The sequence below is a fragment of the Hymenobacter sp. NBH84 genome, from assembly GCF_014217645.1.
Lineage (GTDB): Bacteria > Bacteroidota > Bacteroidia > Cytophagales > Hymenobacteraceae > Hymenobacter > Hymenobacter profundi.
Window position 1 is genome coordinate 3,527,034 of sequence record NZ_CP043644.1, and the last position, 16,646, is coordinate 3,543,679.

The window sequence follows — 16,646 nt, forward strand, 5'->3', positions numbered from 1 at the left end:
TGTCATCCTGAGCGCAGCGAAGGACCTTATCACGCTAGAACGACCATCGTAGCAACGATTCGTTCAACTGGTAGAAGGTCCTTCGCTGCGCTCAGGATGACAGACGCATTTTTCACTCAGTCACTCGCTACCGCCTCATAACTTCACCGCCTCATTCTGCCGCCGCAGGCGCTGGCAGAGTACGCGCAGGATGTTCCGCAACACCTCGCCGCGTTCCTCCATCACGTCGTAGAAATCTTCCTGATCGAGGCGGAAGGCGGTGACGGGACTTTGCGCTATGGCTGAGGCAGAGCGCGGTTCAGCGTCGAGTAGGGCTAGTTCGCCGAAGAAGTCGCCGGCTTGGAAGGTGGCGAGCTGTTGGGCGCCGGTGAAAATGCCTACCTCCCCTTCGTACACAATAAACAACGACGTACCCAGGTCGCCCTTGGCGAAAATCTGGTGGCCGCTCTCGAAGGTCACTTCCTTCATAATGGGCACAATGCTGCTGAGCACGTTTTCGGGAGTAGCAGCAAACAGCGCGGTGTTTTTCAGCAAGGCTACCCGTTCGGCGGCCGAGATACGAGAGGCGGAAGCGGCGTGGTGCATGCGCAGGGAAGCTAGGGTAGGGTGAGCGGTAAGAAGATACTGAAAGCCCTCGGGCGCGTCGTGGGCGAAGCGGTCCAGCACAGCCAAGGCGCTTTCCTGCACCAGCGGGCTGGCGCTGTTCAGGTGCGGCAGCAGCGCATCGATGGTGTAGGGGGTAGGGTGCCACTGGCGCAACGCCACCGCAATGGTCCAGTCGGAGAAGGCCGCGCTGCCGCGCCGGATGATGGTTTCGGTGAGAGGGGTAGATGCAACCGTTGGTCCTAGCAGATTCTCGAAGCGGCGGGCCTTGGCAGCAGGTGGGGCTACGTCCAGCAAGGTTTGCAGGGCTTGGTACACCGGACGCGCAATCAGATTATCGAGCATTTCGAGGGCGTTGGCCTGCCGCTCGCGGGCGGCGTGGGCTACGCCGCGCTGGGCATCGGCAATGAGCTGGGGCGGGTAGAGCTGGAGCAGCAGGCCAAACACCCGTTGTTGCAGGCGCGTCAGCTCATATTCCAGGCTGTCGCGCAGGGTCATATCGGCGGCGGCGGCTTGGCCGTGCAGCAGTTCTTGGCCCAAGCGCAGCTCCTCCTGCACCAGGTCCTGAAACACCGGCTCGTCGGCGACGGCTGGGTCAAATGACCGGAGTGCCCGCAGTCCGGCTTCGCGCCGGAACAGGTTGGGCTGGCGCACCAGCTCCACCAGCGCCTGCCGGCTGGCTGCTACCGGCAGTCGCCCGCAAAGCTGCGCCACCCGCCGAATAATGTGCTCGTCGGTGCTGGTGCGTAGGGCTTCCGTGAGCAAGGGTAGAGCCGTGGTGCCCAGCCGAGACAAGCGGGCCGAGGCAGCAGCACGGCGGGCTTTGTCGGGTAGGGTGGCAATAAGCTGGCGGATTTCAGCCGGCGCAGCGGGTGTATTTTCGACTTCGGAGGTAGGAGCGGGCACAGCGTCATCGGCGAAGCGGCGGCGCACGGCGTGTTGCAGCTCGGCCAGGTAGTGCCCGTAGGTGCGGTGCAGGTAGAACAGCACCACCAGCAGAAATACCCCCAGCCACGCGAACATCATACCCTGGGTTAGTCCCTGTCCGCTGGACAGCAGAAACAGCGCCACGCCCGCCAGACCCATGCCCAGCGGCTCGTACACGCCCTTAGCTAGTGTGTGCGCCTCCAGACGCTCGGGCGGCGAAAGGGGCTGAAACAGCACCAGAAACACTGGATCGAACACGGCGCGGCGCAGCACTTCCAGCGTCAGAAACAAGCCGCAGAAATACAGCATCGTGTTGGCGACGCCGCCCAGATGCAAGCTGCCAAACAACGCCAGCGCGCCCAGCATCACTACGGGTAGGGCCAGTAGCACGCGGCGCATCCCTACCCTGTCCAGCGCTTGGCCGGTGAGGAGGAGCTTCATCAGCAACGCCACCAAGTAGGTGAGCACCAACACGCCGCCCACGTAGCGCATTACCAGGGCCTGATCGTGGAAGCGGTGCTTCACGTTCACGAAAAACGAGTATTCCACGCCCGTTGTCACGATGGCAATAGCCAACATGCTCAGGCACATAGAAAGCACCAGACGGCTGCTACCGAACCAGCGTTGCAAGCCCGGCGCTACCGCCTCCTGGCGCGTGGCCCGGCGGGCGGGTTGCACCGCTACTTCATGCCGGCGCGAGGTAGCGCGCAGCGTAAGCAAGGCGGCCAGGTAGGCGCCAAATGCCGTGAGCAACAGCCACAGCAGCTCGGTGTGATGGTGAATCAGAATAGCCAGCACGGCGCCCAGAGCCTTGGCGGGCATGTCGCCGGAGCTGATGACGCTGAACAGGCGCCGGCTCTGACGCACATCAAACACCACTGCCGACACGCCCCAAAACTCCAGATTAGTCAGCAAATAGATAACCCTATAGCCCGCCATAATGGCTACGGCCGCCGCCACCGAGTGCCCCGCATAGACCAACACGCCCAGCACGCCCGTGAGCACCACCACAGCCAGCAGCACCCGCACCGCCACGCGCTGCAACCCCAGGTGGTGCTCGTAGTGGGCGTAGATTCGGCCGGCGGCCAGCATCGCCAGCGCGGACACGCCGTAGGCCAGCGGCAAGTTGCGCTCGGGGTGGTTTTCGAGCAGGATAACGTTGGCCGACACGTACACCAGAATGGTGCCGATGCCCAGCAAGAAGTTGTGCAAAAAGAACAGCCCAACGGTGCGGCCTTCCTCGGCGCGAATCCCCACCAGTTGTTGCCAGCGTGCGAGTAGTGTCATAGTAGGTAGCTGTTAGCTGATAGCTGTTGGCTATTAGCTCCCATTCTGGAATAGCTGTCGAAAGCTAGCAGCTAATAGCCATTAGCCAGCAGCTAAAATCATCTCCGCAAGATAGGAGCATAAAGTGGCTGACAGCGTAATTTTCCTGTACTTACGCCTGCTTCTTTTCGTTTGCCGACATCATATGGACTGCCAACGCGCCGAAACCTACGTGCTGCACCAGTTGCAGCACCTCTCCCCTACCCTCTACTACCACGGCCTGCACCATACCCTGGATGTGGTGGCGCAAGCCGAGTCGCTGGCTGATGCTGAAGGCTTTACCGACGCGCAGGAGCGGATTCTGCTGCGCACGGCGGCGTTTTTTCATGATACGGGTTTTCTGACTACCTACCAGGGCCACGAGGAAGCCGGCTGCGCGCTGGCTCGCCAAGTACTACCCGATATGGGCTACACGCCCGAGCAGATTGTGAGCATCTGCCAGTTGATTATGGCCACGCAGATGCCTCAAAACCCCGGCACCTCGCACCTGGCCCAAATCCTCTGCGATGCTGACCTCGACTACCTCGGCCGCCCCGATTTCCTACCCATCAGCAACACCCTGCTGCAAGAGCTGCAAGCCCGCGGCAAAATGCAGGACCTACGCGCCTGGCAAGAACTACAAGTGAAGTTCTTGAATGAGCATTGCTACTGGACGCGCACGGCCCTGCAACGCCGCGAAGCCGGCAAGCAAGCGCACTTGGCCGCGGCGCGGGCGGTGCTGAATACCTAATACGCCTTTCGAAAAAGGTAGCGCACGTAGTCCGTTTCGTCTTTCCCGCCGGTTTGGCTGGTCGTCGTTACCAGTTCCCAACCGGCGGCCGACAATTCGTCTAGCTTCTGCATTACAAAGCCCTCATTGCTCTGAATAACCTCTTTTGCCTTGTCTTTCGATAAGGTGAAGCGACGTTCCAACTCCACATACGACTGCCCATTAAACGTAGGGGTAAAGTAGACGATACCAGGCACTCGTCCTATCACTGTCATTTGCATGAAGTGGTACCGTGTCTGGGCAGTGGCTGTGTGCGCCCATATTAGTAGCAGCAGCCCAAGTAGTATGGCCGCGCGTCTCACAGTGTATTGCATAATCAACAGATAAAGTAAGTAGAGCGGCTAAAGTACGCGCTGGCGCTTACTTCCAGCTCGCGGCCAATCCTTGCAACGGGCACTCCTATAGCCATTTCGTAGTCAGTGCTAGCGTGACCCCACCCCCAGCCCCTCCGGGAGGGGAGGGGCTGGGGGTGGGGTCACGCCAGCACTGACTACAAGACGGCTGTAAACTCCTATTTACGAAAACGTTTCCGCTGATTTATCTACCGAAGCCGCCCGTATCCAGCGTTAGAGCGAGTAGTTTTCCGTTTCTTATGCAGGACATGCCTGTACTATTTACCGGTTGCTTTTATGCTGGCAGCCTTCCTTTACCTGCCCTATCCATGAAAACGCCTACCCTTTCTTTGCGCTGCCTTTTGCTAATGCTCTTGCTCGCCGTGGGTACGCACCACGCCGTGGCCGACGACGGCTACCGCCTGTGGCTGAAGTACGACTTGCTACCCGATGCCGCCCAGCGCAAAGCCTACCAACGAAACCTTCGCTTTATTGCTACCGAAGAACGCACCAACCCTACCCTACAGGCGGCCACTGCCGAGCTGCAACGAGGATTGAACGGGCTACTGGGCCAATCGGTGCCGGTGGTAGGTAGGGCTTCGGGCAAGAAGGGCGGTATTGTGTTGCGCGTCGATCCGAACGTGCGTATCGATGCGGGTTTGGGTGCCACGGCTGCCGCGTTGACGAAAGAAGGCTACCGCATTACCACAGAGAAGGGCAACTTAGTGGTGACGGGGCAGACGGACGCGGGCGTGCTTTATGGGGCTTTTGCCTTGTTGCGCCACCTGCAAACCGGTCAGCCGTTAGCGGGCATCAGCCTGAGCAGCGCACCCAAAATTCAGTACCGCTTCCTCAACCACTGGGACAACCAGAACGGCACCATCGAGCGCGGCTACGCGGGCGCCAGCATCTGGCAGTGGTACGAGCTACCCGAGCGTCTCGACCCACGCTACACCGACTACGCCCGCGCCAATGCCTCTATCGGCATCAACAGCGTGGTGCTCAACAATGTGAATGCCAGCCCACGCTATCTTACTACGGAATATCTGGGCAAAATAGCGGCCCTGGCCAGCGTGATGCGCCCCTATGGTATTCGGGTGTATTTGTCAGTCTTTTGGGCGGCGCCCAAGGTGCTGGGCGGTCTACCCACTGCCGACCCGCTCGACCCGCGGGTGCAGCAGTGGTGGAAGAATAAAACCGACGAGATTTACCGCACCATTCCCGACTTTGGCGGTTTTCTGGTGAAAGCCAACTCCGAAGGCCAGCCCGGACCCCAGGACTACAACCGCACCCACGCCGACGGGGCCAACATGCTCGCCGCCGCCCTGGGCAACCACGACGGCTTGGTGATGTGGCGCGCCTTTGTGTATAAGGCCGACGTCAACAACGACCGGTTTCGGGCTTCCTACGACGAGTTCAAGCCCTTCGACGGCCAGTTTGCCGATAAGGTGCTGGTGCAGGTGAAGAACGGCCCGTTGGATTTTCAGGCGCGGGAGCCGTTTCACCCGCTCTTCGGCAAGATGCCCCAAACGCCGCTGGTGCTGGAAGTACAGATTACGCAGGAATACCTGGGCTTCGCTACCCACCTGGTGTATCTAGCGCCACTGTTCAAAGAGTGCCTGGACTCTGATACCTACGCCAAAGGCCCCGGTTCGACGGTGGCGAAGGTAGTAGACGGCAGCCTCGACCACCACGCCAGCAGTGCCATTGCGGGCGTGGCCAACATAGGCTCCGACCGCAACTGGACCGGCCATCCCATCGCGCAGGCCAATTGGTACGCGTTCGGCCGCTTGGCCTGGGATTATGAGCTGACTTCGGAAGCCATTGCGCAGGAATGGACGCGCATGACGCTTACCGCCGAGCCTAAAGCCGTGGCTACTATCACAGATATGATGGTGAAGTCGCGAGATATTTACGTGCGCTACACTACGCCATTGGGTCTGCACCACATCATGGGGCACGGCGTCCATTTTGGTCCCGAGCCGTGGCTGCCGTCTACCCCCCGCAACCGCTGGACGGCCGCGTTCTACCACAGCGCCGACGCCCAAGGCCTGGGCTTCGACCGCACAGCCAGCGGCAGCAACGCCCTGGGCCAATACGCCCCGCAGATACAGCAGCAGTGGGGTAACCCCCAAACATGCCCCTTGGACTACCTAATGTGGTTCCAACACGTGGGCTGGTCGCAGCCCCTGCGCACCGGCAAAACGCTCTGGAATGAGCTGTGCTACCGCTACTACACCGGCGCCGACTCGGTGCTGTGGCTCCAGCAGCAGTGGCAGCAGGTGCAACCCGCCCTCGACCCTACCGTGTTTGCCAACGTGCAGGCCCGTCTGCAAACCCAGCACAAAGAAGCCCTCTGGTGGCGCGACGCCTGCGTGCTCTACTTCCAGACGTTCGCCCGCCAGCCCATCCCGGCGCCCTTCGTGCCTCCTACTCGCACGCTAGATCAAGTGAAGGAGTTGGCGGAGGTGTATCAGTTGAAGTAGTTGGAAGGCACTCCGGCTTTCTATAACGATGTAGAGACGCATACTTGCGTCTCGTCGTTGCTGAGGTTGGGACAACAGGCATTCAGTAACGAGACGCTACACCAGTATAACTGCTGAAGCGCAACGACACTCATTCAACGACGAGACGCAAGTATGCGTCTCTACTTCAAAATTCACTTTCGACCTACTCCCGCTTGCTTTTCAGCATTTGCTTGAGCTGGGCCAGCTCGTCGCGGAATTTAGCGGCTTGCAGGAAGTCCAGTTCTTTAGCAGCGGCTTCCATCTGCTTCTCGGTGGTTTTGATGAGCTTTTCCAGATCGGTGCGGTTCATCATGGCCACGATGGGCTCGGCGGCTAGGGCCAAGGCACTTTCCTCGCTGGGGCCTACGTAGGCTTTGGGCTCGGCAATGCGGTAGTCGGCCACGGAGGTTTGGCCCATAATGGCCTCGCGCGACTTCTTCACGGTGCGCGGCGTGATGCCGTGCTCCTCGTTGTAGGCTATCTGGGTGGCGCGGCGGCGGTTGGTTTCGTCGATGGCGCGCTGCATGGAGCCCGTCATGCGGTCGGCATACATGATGACTTTGCCATGGTCGTTACGGGCGGCACGGCCCATGGTCTGAATCAGGCTGCGTTGGTCGCGCAGGAAGCCTTCCTTGTCGGCATCCAGGATGGCTACCAGGCTCACTTCGGGTAGGTCGAGGCCTTCGCGGAGTAGGTTCACACCGATGAGCACGTCGATTTCGCCTAGGCGCAGCTGCCGCAGAATCTCTACCCTATCCAGCGACTTCACATCGGAGTGCACGTACTGCGACTTGATGCCCAAGCGCTCCATATATTTTTGCAGTTCCTCAGCCATGCGCTTGGTAAGGGTGGTCACCAGCACCCGGTCGCCCATCTTCACACGCTCATCCACCTCGTCCAGCAGGTCGTCGATCTGGTTGATGCTGGGGCGAATGTCAATTTCGGGGTCGAGCAGGCCGGTGGGACGGATGATCTGCTCCACCACCACGCCGTCGGCCTGGGCCAGCTCGTAGTCAGCCGGCGTGGCCGACACGAACACGGCCTGGCGGTACATGCTCTCGAACTCGTTGAACGTGAGCGGGCGGTTATCAAAGGCCGAGGGTAGGCGGAAGCCATACTCGATGAGGGCCGTTTTGCGGCTCCGGTCGCCGCCCCACATGGCCCGGATCTGGGGCATAGTGGCGTGGCTCTCGTCCACTACCAAGAGGAAGTCGTCGGGGAAATAATCGAGCAGGCAGAAGGGGCGGCTGCCGGGCTGGCGGCCGTCGAAGTAGCGCGAGTAGTTCTCGATGCCGGAGCAGTAGCCCAGTTCCCGAATCATCTCCAGATCGAACTCCGTGCGCTCCATAATGCGCTTAGCCTCCGAGTCCCTACCCTCCTTCTCGAAGTAGGCGTGCTGCTGCACCAAGTCAAACTGAATCTGCTTGATGGCCTCGTTCAACGTGTCCTTACCCGTCACGAACAGGTTGGCGGGGTAGAGTGTCGCCGATTTCTCGTCGGCCAGCTTCTTGCCGCTGATCGGGTCGATGCGGTGAATGGCCTCGATTTCATCCCCGAAGAAAAAGATGCGGTAGGCGTAGTCGGCGTAGGCCGGAAATACATCCACGGTGTCGCCCTTCACCCGGAACGAACCGCGCGTAAACTCGGCCTCGGTGCGCGAGTACAGAATCTGCACGAACTGGTAGAGCAGGTTATTGCGCGAGAATTTCAGCCCCGGCGCCATGTAAATGACGTTTTTGCCGAACTCCTCGGGGTTGCCGATACCATAGATGCACGACACCGACGCCACCACAATCACGTCGCGCCTACCCGAGAGCAGCGTGGAGGTGCAGTGCAGCCGCAGCTTCTCGATTTCCTGGTTAATAGCCAGGTCTTTCTCTATAAACACGTCGGTGCTGGCGATGTAGGCCTCCGGCTGGTAGTAGTCGTAGTAGCTGATGTAGTACTCGACGGCGTTGTTGGGGAAGAACGTCTTGAACTCGCCGTAGAGCTGCGCGGCCAGGGTTTTGTTGTGGCAGAGCACGAGAGCCGGCTTGCCGGTTTCGGCAATAACGTTGGCCATCGTGAAGGTTTTGCCCGTGCCGGTGGCGCCCAGCAGCACCTGCGCCGGCTCGCCGTTGTTGATGCCCTGCACCAGCTGGGCAATGGCTTTGGGCTGGTCGCCGGTCGGCTCGAATTCCGAGGTAAGTTGGTATTGCATCTGACGAGGAAAGGTAGCCTAGGATAACTTGTTTCGCTGGGCAGAGGTTTCCTCGGAAGCTAAATAATCGAGGTGATTTGGGAATTGATGACGTCGATTAACCAATTTGCGAGGAAATAGCAAGACGCAGAACAATATGCCTTATTGCTTAATCAGTTGGTAGGTATTATACCTGTTTTGTTCCATGCGCTGCCCATTATAAAAGACGCTATTGCAGCGCAACAAATCAAAGCACTTACCGTGGTCTGTTTCGTACGTCACATCCAGCGTATCTACATCGGTATGCGACAGTCGTAAGAATAGTCGGACGGTTCCCGAGTTTTTAGAGTGAGGTTTCACCGGAAACAGCTGCATCAAAGCCCCTCTATTATCAAGTGACTCATACAGCACTCTAAAGTCTACACGTTCTGTGTCACGGGTGATTTCTATTGAATCCGGTGAATACTGGGTAGATGCATTTCCGATCAAATTTTGTCCATTTGGAGAAAGCACAAAGGCGTTGAATGCATCGCTTGGCCGGTCATAGTCTTCACACTGATTGCAGCTGATAAGTGTAACAGCAGAAATAAGCAAGCAGAAATTAGAGGGAACAAGACGTGCCATTGCTTTCTACTCATAAGGATTCTTCTCGTAGAGGATTGAAATGATTGTAAAGGTTGCATATCGCCTCTACCCCCTACTCTTAACACAAGCGTAACCGTCTCAACAAACTAAAGCAATATACCACCAAGAGCTTTGCAGTCGATTTCATCGAATCTTCATCTTTTGACTGGCATATGCCCTATTTTCTACATCGATTACTCTTGTTGAGCTTCTTGAGTCTGTTCTTATCGCCCGCTTTGCTGGCTCAAACAGGTGCTATCCAGGGAAAGGTGTTGGATGGTACGCGCCTGTCGTTGCCGGGTGCTTCGGTGCGGCTGCCGACGCTGGGACGCGGGGCCGTGTCGGATGAGGATGGCGGCTACCTGCTGACCGATGTGCCGGTGGGCACGCACCAGCTACTGGTTTCCTACCTCGGCTACCAAGAGTTTTCGACTACCGTAACGGTGACGGACCGCGCTACCACTACCCTACCCATTGAGCTGAGCGCAGGCCTCAACCAAATGGGCGAGGTGCAGGTGCTGGGCGCCCGCTTGCAAGGCCAGGCCAAGGCTCTGAACGAGCAGCGCACCAATGCCAACATCACCAACGTGGTAGCCGCCGACCAAATCGGCCGCTTCCCCGATGCCAACGTGGGCGACGCCCTCAAGCGCGTGCCCGGCATCACGGTGCTCAATGACCAGGGTGAGGCCCGCTTCGGCCTGATTCGGGGCACGGAGCCGCGCTTCAACTCCGTGACGGTGAACGGGGAGCGCCTACCCTCGGCCGAATCCGGCACCCGCAGCGTGCAGCTGGATTTGATTCCGTCGGACATGGTGCAGGCCATTGAAGTGAGCAAAACCCTGACGCCAGACATGGACGCCGACGCCATTGGCGGCACCGCCAACCTGGTGACGCGCGCCGCGCCCAACGGCCTGCGCGTGTCGGGCACGGCGGGCGCGGGCTACAACTTCCTGTCGCAGAAGGTACCCTACCTCGGTTCTTTGGTAGTGGGCAACCGCTTCCTGGATGGCAAGCTGGGCATCATCGCCAGCGGTTCCTACTTCAACCACCGCTTTGGCTCCGACAATGTGGAGGCCGCTTGGGACCGGACCGAAGGCGGACGAGACTACCTCACGCAGCAGGAAATTCGCAAGTATGACGTGCAGCGCATCCGGCGTAGCGGCTCCGTTTCGGTGGATTATCGCGTGTCACCCAACTCCACTATTACCCTACGCAGCCTCTACAATGTGCGCGACGATTTCGAGAACCGCTACCGCGCTACCTACTCCGGCCTGAAGGCGCCCGGCAGCAATGGCTTGACCACAGGCCGCTACGAAATTGAGACCAAAGGCGGCAATGGCAAGCACAATGCCCGCCTGGAGCGCCAGAAAACCTTCAGCAATACGCTTTCCGGTGAGCACCTAATTGCCAGCCGCGCCCGCCTCACGTGGGCTGGCACCTACGCCTACGCTTCGGAAGACCGGCCGCAGGAAAGCTACATCAGCTTCCGGACGGGCAACATTTCGCTGCGCCCCAACACAGTGGATGAGGAACACCCCAGCGTAGAGCCGGCTGCTCCCATCAACTACGCCACCATTCCCTTCCGCCGCTACCAGCTGCGCAACGACAACACCCACGAGCGCGACCTGAACGGCCGCATCGACCTGCTGCTACCCCTGCAAACCGAGGGGCCGTTTATGAACAGCCTGAAGGTAGGCGGCCGCTACCGCGACAAGCACAAGGAGGTAGCCCGCAGCCGGGGCGAGCTGGTGACGGACGAGGACGTGACCTGGGGCGCTATTCCTACCGCCGATTACTCTGATAATAACTTCCTGGCCAACGGCGGCGGCACGCGTTACCGGGTAGGACCGGCTCCGCAAAACTCGGCGCTGCCTACCTTTCAGCAGCAGTTCAATGCCACCTACGAGGATGATACGTACGATAACCTTTCGGCGAGCTTCCGGGCCGATGAGCGCATTTCGGGGGGCTATGCCATGCTGAACCAGCAGTTGGGCAATCGGTTCTCGGCTATTGCCGGCCTGCGGGTCGAGCACACGTATATCCGCTATCAGGCTACTATTCCGGCCGATGCAACTGGCGAAGGTCCGACCACAGAGGCCACGGGCATCAACAGCTACACCAATTTCCTGCCTGCCCTGCACCTGAAATATAACCTGACCGACAACACCATTCTACGGGCTGCCTATACCAACTCCCTAGCCCGCCCCGACTACGCGGCCCTGGCGCCTACCCGCACCATCGATGCTTCGGAAAACGAGCTGACCGAGGGCAATCCCAACCTGAAAGCCACCACGTCCACCAATTTCGACCTGATGGCCGAGCATTATTTCACGTCGGTGGGGCTGATTTCGGGCGGCGTCTTTTATAAGGACATCGAGAACTTTGTGTTCACGACCACGGAGCTGAACTACACCGACCCCGTAACCAGCAACACGTTTCTGCGTTACAGCCGTCCGCTAAATGGCAACTCTGCTACCCTGCGCGGGGCCGAAATAGCCGTGCAGCGCCAGCTCGATTTCCTACCTGGCGTGCTGCGCGGGCTGGGCATCTACGCCAACTACACCTACACCAGCTCCCGCGCCAACGGCTTGGCCGAGCGCACCTCCCTACCCGGCACCGCCAAGCACAACTGGAATACGTCGCTTTCCTATGAGAGCAAGCGCCTGACCCTGCGCGTGTCCGTCAACCGCCACAGCGGCTTCATCGACCCCGAGGAATCGACCCTTACCCTCTCCGACGGCAGCACCACCTTCCGCCACCTCGACCACCAACTGCAACTGGATGCCAACGCGGGCTACGCTTTCACGCCCAAGCTGCGCTTTTTTGTGGAGGCCAACAACCTCACCAACCAGCCCTTACGCTATTACCAAGGCAGCCGCAGCCGCACGTTGCAGAGCGAGTACTACAACGCCCGCTTCAACGCTGGCTTGAAGTTCGACTTGTGAGGTAAGAGGTTGTTCTGGTTCGTGTAGAATAATGTAGAGACGCCTACTTGCGTCTAGCCGTTGAACGTACATCGCCCAAATCGTTCAGCGGCGAGACGCAAGTAGGCGTCTCTACATCATGCTACACTAACCAGAAAATCAACTGCTTGCAGGCTACTTCTGTTCTACCTTCCGCTTCCCGAATGTGCCGTTTATCTAGTATTTGCGTAGCCGTTTTGTTGCTGGCCGTTGGCTGTCAGCGTACTACCCTACCCCTCGTTACGCCCGGCGTGGCTATGGGTCCTACTCTCAAGCCTGCTATTATCACTGATCCGGTACGGTACGACACCGACGACCCCGCTATCTGGATCAACCCGAAAGACCCCAGCCAGAGCCTGATTATCGGCACTGATAAGAATTCTGACGGTGCCCTCTACGTGTTCAATTTGCAGGGTAAGGAAGTGCCCGGCCGCACGGTGCACGGCCTCCAGCGCCCCAACAACGTGGACGTAGCCTACGGCCTACCCCTCGGCGGCCAGCCCACCGATATTGTCGTGACCACGGAGCGCGAGCGGCAGCGTCTGCGCATCTTCCGCCTACCCGACATGCAGCCGCTAGACAACGGCGGCCTCTCTGTATTTACAGGCGAAGCGCAAAACCTGCCCATGGGCATTGCCCTCTACACCCGCCCTTTCGATAAGGCGACGTTTGCGATAGTGGGCCGCAAAGATGGTCCTACCACCGGCTACCTATGGCAGTATCGGCTAGAGGACGATGGCACGGGCCACGTAAAAATGACGCTGGTGCGCAAGTTTGGCACCTACAGCGGCCGCAAGGAAATTGAGTCGATTGCCGTAGACAATGAGCTGGGCTACATCTACTACTCCGACGAAGGCGTGGGCATGCGCCAGTACTACGCCGACCCTACCCGCGGCGACGAGCAGCTCAGTCTATTTGCTACCCAAGGCTTCACGGAAGACCACGAGGGCATCAGCATCTACAAAACCAGCAAAAAGAAAGGCTACCTCCTGGTATCAGACCAAGGTGCCAACCAGTTTCACATCTACCGCCGCGAGGAAAGCAAAAACCATTCGCATGAGCTGGTAAAAGTCATTAAGGTAGAGGCGCTGCACAGCGACGGCTCCGACGTAACGAGCATAGCGCTTAATAAGCAGTTTCCGAAGGGCTTGTTTGTGGTGATGTCGGAAGGGCGCTACTTTCATTACTACCGCTGGGAAGACGTGGCGGGTAGGGAGTTGAAGTAGGTAGGCGTTGTAAGCAAACCCATCTGTCATCCTGAGTGCAGCGAAGGTCCTTATCACGCCTAAACGAGTCGTTGGTACGCTCACCGTTCTAGCATGATAAGGTCCTTCGCTGCACTCAGGATGACAGGTGGGTTTGCTTATAACGCCTACCTACTCCGGCATGACCAGGTAGGCCCGCATGGCGTCCAGCACTTCGCGCAGGGGTGGGGCAATGGCCATAACCAGCGCTGTGAGGGCGTCGCGCTGGAACTCTTCCTGCCACTGGTCCAGCTCTGCCACAGGCGGTATCAGGTGGTCTACCCCGAGGTGCGTCAGGCCGGGCTTGAGCGTGTGAGCAGCCGTTTTCAAGCGGGTCAGGTTGCCTTCTTGCAAACCCTGGGTCAGCTCCAACAGAATTTCCTCGCTGCTTTCCAGGAAGGTTTCCAGCATAAACGTCACAAACTCCTGGTCGCCCTGTCCAAGCCTGAGCAGCTCGTCTACCCGGAACAGGGGCGGCGCGGGCACCGGTATGGGCGCCGCATGGTGCGGAGCCATCCACTCGCTCACCACCTGCAACAAAGCTGTTTCCTGGAAGGGCTTGGCCAGGTAGCCATTCATGCCCGCCGCCAAGCACTTTTCCCGCTCTCCCTTAATGGCGTTGGCCGTGAGGGCGATGATGGGGGTAGTAATCTGGAGTTGCTGGCGTAGCGCGGCGGTGGCCCCGTAGCCATCCAGCACCGGCATCTGAATATCCATCAGAATCAGGTCGAAGGGCTGTGCTAGGGCCAGCTCCACGGCCTGCTCGCCATTTTCGGCTTCGGTTACCTGCACCTGGGCTTGTTGCAGGAACGTGCGGGCAATCTGACGGTTGAAGCGGTTGTCTTCCACCAACAGCACGTGCTTGTAGCGCAGGTTCTGGCGGATCGAGCTGTCTTCGGGCAGTATCGTTTGAGGTAGCAGGTCGGTGGTAGTGCCAACGGGTAGGCATAGCGAAAACTCCACCACCGTACCCTGGTTTTTCTGACTGCTCACCCGCACATCGCCGCCCATCAGCTTTACCAGGTTGCGGCAGATAGACAGGCCCAGGCCAGTGCCACCAAACTTGCGCGTCACAGAGGCGTCTTCCTGGCTGAACTCCTGGAAAATACGCGCCAGAAACTCCGGCTCGATGCCCACACCCGTATCCGTCACCCGAAACAGTATCTCTACCCCAGTGGCCGATGGCAGGGTAGTTAGCACCTGGCAGGCTACTACCACCTCCCCGCGCTCCGTGAACTTGATAGCGTTGCCGGCCAGGTTCAGCAGCACTTGTGTGATGCGGTATGGGTCGCCGAGCAATACCTGGGGTAGGCGCTCATCCAGCTCTGTGCGCAGACGCAGGCCTTTCTCGGCAGCTTTGTAGCGTAGGGTTTGCTCTACCTGGTCTAGCAGCAACGTGGGACCAAACCCTACCTGCTCCAGCGTCATTTTGCCCGCTTCCAGCTTCGAGAGGTCCAGAATGTCGTTGATGATGACAAGCAGGTTTTCGGCTGAGGTGGTAATGGCTTCCCGGTAACTGCTCTGGCTGGGAGTAAGCGGCGTTTTGGCCAGCAGCTGACTCATGCCCAGAATGGCGTTCATGGGCGTGCGAATCTCGTGGCTCATGTTGGCCAGAAACAGTTCCCGTGCCCGCACCGCCGACTCGGCCGTGATTTTGGCGTGGCGCAGGGCGCGCTCCGTGGCCACGCGCTCCGTCACATCCAGGCCGTAGCCCAGAATTAGGTTCAGGGAGCCATCGGCATGAAAAACGGGTTGCAGGCAGCGCAGCAGGTGCCGGTCGCCGTCGGGCCGCGTGAAGGTTTCTTCATAGGTAACCAGCTCGCGGGTGCGGGCCGCGTGCTCCAGCTGAGCCTGCCGCTCGTGGCCCATTTCATCTGGACGGCCGGTGCGCTTGAAATACGCGAGATTGTCTTTGCCTATCACCCATTTGCGCATCTCCGGGTCTTTAATGCCGCGGGCATTCACAAACAGATAGCGAAACTGGCTGTCAAATACGCCTACATCGGTAGGCAAATGGTCCAGCACAAATTCGTAGAAGGTCCGCTGATCGACCAATTGTTTTTCCATCCGGCGCTGCTCCGTCACGTCTACCCCCATGCCCACGACCATGCGCAGGGAGCCATCGGAGGCAAATACGGGCAGGTATTGCCGTTGCAGGTATCGTTTTTCGCCGGTTATGCCCTCTACTTCTTCCCACATAGCCGCCTTCCGGGTGCCCACCACATGGTCGAAATGCTCCTGCCTGCGTACGGCCACCTCACGGGGCCGCTGCCGGTGCGCGCAGTAAGCAAAGTTATCCTTCCCGATAACCCAAGCCCGCACCTCTGGCGATGCCATACTCGCTACGTTTACGAAGGAAAACCGGTATGCGGCATCGAATACGGCTACCTGTACCGGTAGCGCATGCAAAATGGTTTCGTAAAACTCTTGCTGCGTAGCCAGGGCCGCCTCGGCGCAGCGCAAGGCGGTGGTATCGTGCAGGTACAGCACCGTTTCGGCGCCGGCTGGCTGGGCTGTCGCTTCGTAGTGGCTATCGGCTATTGCAAGTGGCTGCGCGGCCGTATGTGGTGCAGTACGTAGCACATGGAGCAACTGCTCGGGCAATTGGTCCTGGGTTGATGCCAGCAACGCACGGCTCTGGTCGTTAGTGGCCACTACTTCGCCGCTGGCTGTGGCTACTATAGCGTGCCCCGGCAGCGCTTGTAGGAGTGCCTGAAAGCGAGCTTCCTGCGCCTGCGCCTGCGCCTGCGCGGCTGCCACTGCTTGCTCCAATTCTATGATATGCTTCTCGGCCCATCCACGCCACAGCTGTTCGCTTTCCGGCGAAAAAGACGACTCTGTTGGCACTGTAACATGCTTAGAAGCACTGGTCATAGAATATAAATTACAAAGGAAAGTGGCCACAAATATAAGCATAGCTTAAAACATAAATAAGTCAATAATCTTACCCTAAATCATTAATTAATAAAAATTTACGATTTCATATAATTATAATTATTACATTATTTTATATGTATAAAAGTTGCTAATTATAGCATTAGACCTGTCTTCTTACGCGAAAAAGCTCGCTTGTAATTACTCGTTAACTTTCTCCTGTTGCTTTGCCATTTTCCTCGGCTTTCTGTGCATACGACGCCCACAGCTGATCTTTGCGCTACCTTTTGCCACGTGC

9 protein-coding genes are annotated in these 16,646 nt (G+C 58.7%); 4 read left to right on the plus strand and 5 right to left on the minus strand.

What is annotated here, in order from left to right:
- Positions 1-135: 135 nt before the first annotated feature.
- Positions 136-2,817 (minus strand): cyclic nucleotide-binding domain-containing protein, encoded by a 2,682-nt coding sequence (locus F1C16_RS14865; protein ID WP_185281412.1) that lies wholly within the window; start codon positions 2,815-2,817, stop codon positions 136-138.
- Positions 2,818-3,001: 184 nt separating this feature from the next.
- Here F1C16_RS14865 and F1C16_RS14870 point away from each other — a divergent pair, with 184 nt between their 5' ends.
- Entirely contained in the window at positions 3,002-3,586 is a 585-nt protein-coding gene (locus F1C16_RS14870) for an HD domain-containing protein (RefSeq protein WP_185281413.1), read from the plus strand.
- On the opposite strand, the gene F1C16_RS14875 is transcribed toward F1C16_RS14870, so the two are convergent.
- Positions 3,583-3,840 carry a hypothetical protein gene (locus F1C16_RS14875; RefSeq protein WP_185281414.1) on the minus strand — a complete coding sequence of 86 codons (258 nt, stop codon included), beginning with the start codon at positions 3,838-3,840 and terminating at the stop codon, positions 3,583-3,585. The two genes, F1C16_RS14870 and F1C16_RS14875, sit on opposite strands and share 4 nt — an antisense overlap.
- Before the next feature lie 485 nt (positions 3,841-4,325).
- Here F1C16_RS14875 and F1C16_RS14880 point away from each other — a divergent pair, with 485 nt between their 5' ends.
- Positions 4,326-6,443, plus strand: a complete 2,118-nt coding sequence (locus F1C16_RS14880) for an alpha-glucuronidase family glycosyl hydrolase (RefSeq protein WP_185281415.1) — start codon at positions 4,326-4,328, stop codon at positions 6,441-6,443.
- A 184-nt stretch (positions 6,444-6,627) separates the two neighbouring features.
- Here the strand turns inward: F1C16_RS14880 and uvrB are convergent, their stop codons facing one another.
- Together uvrB and F1C16_RS14890 are read right to left on the minus strand one after the other, a co-directional pair.
- Positions 6,628-8,664, minus strand: a complete 2,037-nt coding sequence (gene uvrB / locus F1C16_RS14885) for an excinuclease ABC subunit UvrB (protein ID WP_185281416.1) — start codon at positions 8,662-8,664, stop codon at positions 6,628-6,630.
- Between the two features lie 141 nt (positions 8,665-8,805).
- The gene (locus F1C16_RS14890) at positions 8,806-9,267 is read right to left on the minus strand and encodes a hypothetical protein (protein ID WP_185281417.1); all 462 of its coding nucleotides are present in this window, start codon (positions 9,265-9,267) and stop codon (positions 8,806-8,808) included.
- Positions 9,268-9,479: 212 nt separating this feature from the next.
- Here F1C16_RS14890 and F1C16_RS14895 point away from each other — a divergent pair, with 212 nt between their 5' ends.
- Positions 9,480-12,212, plus strand: a complete 2,733-nt coding sequence (locus F1C16_RS14895) for a TonB-dependent receptor (protein WP_258048921.1) — start codon at positions 9,480-9,482, stop codon at positions 12,210-12,212.
- A gap of 182 nt (positions 12,213-12,394) precedes the next feature.
- On the plus strand, positions 12,395-13,456 hold the full coding sequence (locus F1C16_RS14900; RefSeq protein WP_185281419.1) for a phytase: 1,062 nt from the start codon (positions 12,395-12,397) through the stop codon (positions 13,454-13,456).
- Positions 13,457-13,606: 150 nt separating this feature from the next.
- On the opposite strand, the gene F1C16_RS14905 is transcribed toward F1C16_RS14900, so the two are convergent.
- A complete protein-coding gene (locus F1C16_RS14905) occupies positions 13,607-16,348 on the minus strand; it encodes a response regulator (RefSeq protein ID WP_185281420.1) in 2,742 nt (913 codons plus the stop codon).
- Between the last annotated feature and the right edge of the window lie 298 nt (positions 16,349-16,646).

Coding starts and splice junctions, on each gene's coding strand:
- F1C16_RS14865 (WP_185281412.1), bottom strand. CDS start 2,817: ATGACACTACTCGCACGCTGGCAACAACTGGTGGGGATTCGCGCCGAG.
- F1C16_RS14870 (WP_185281413.1), top strand. CDS start 3,002: ATGGACTGCCAACGCGCCGAAACCTACGTGCTGCACCAGTTGCAGCAC.
- F1C16_RS14875 (WP_185281414.1), bottom strand. CDS start 3,840: ATGACAGTGATAGGACGAGTGCCTGGTATCGTCTACTTTACCCCTACG.
- F1C16_RS14880 (WP_185281415.1), top strand. CDS start 4,326: ATGCTCTTGCTCGCCGTGGGTACGCACCACGCCGTGGCCGACGACGGC.
- uvrB (WP_185281416.1), bottom strand. CDS start 8,664: ATGCAATACCAACTTACCTCGGAATTCGAGCCGACCGGCGACCAGCCC.
- F1C16_RS14890 (WP_185281417.1), bottom strand. CDS start 9,267: ATGGCACGTCTTGTTCCCTCTAATTTCTGCTTGCTTATTTCTGCTGTT.
- F1C16_RS14900 (WP_185281419.1), top strand. CDS start 12,395: ATGTGCCGTTTATCTAGTATTTGCGTAGCCGTTTTGTTGCTGGCCGTT.
- F1C16_RS14905 (WP_185281420.1), bottom strand. CDS start 16,348: ATGACCAGTGCTTCTAAGCATGTTACAGTGCCAACAGAGTCGTCTTTT.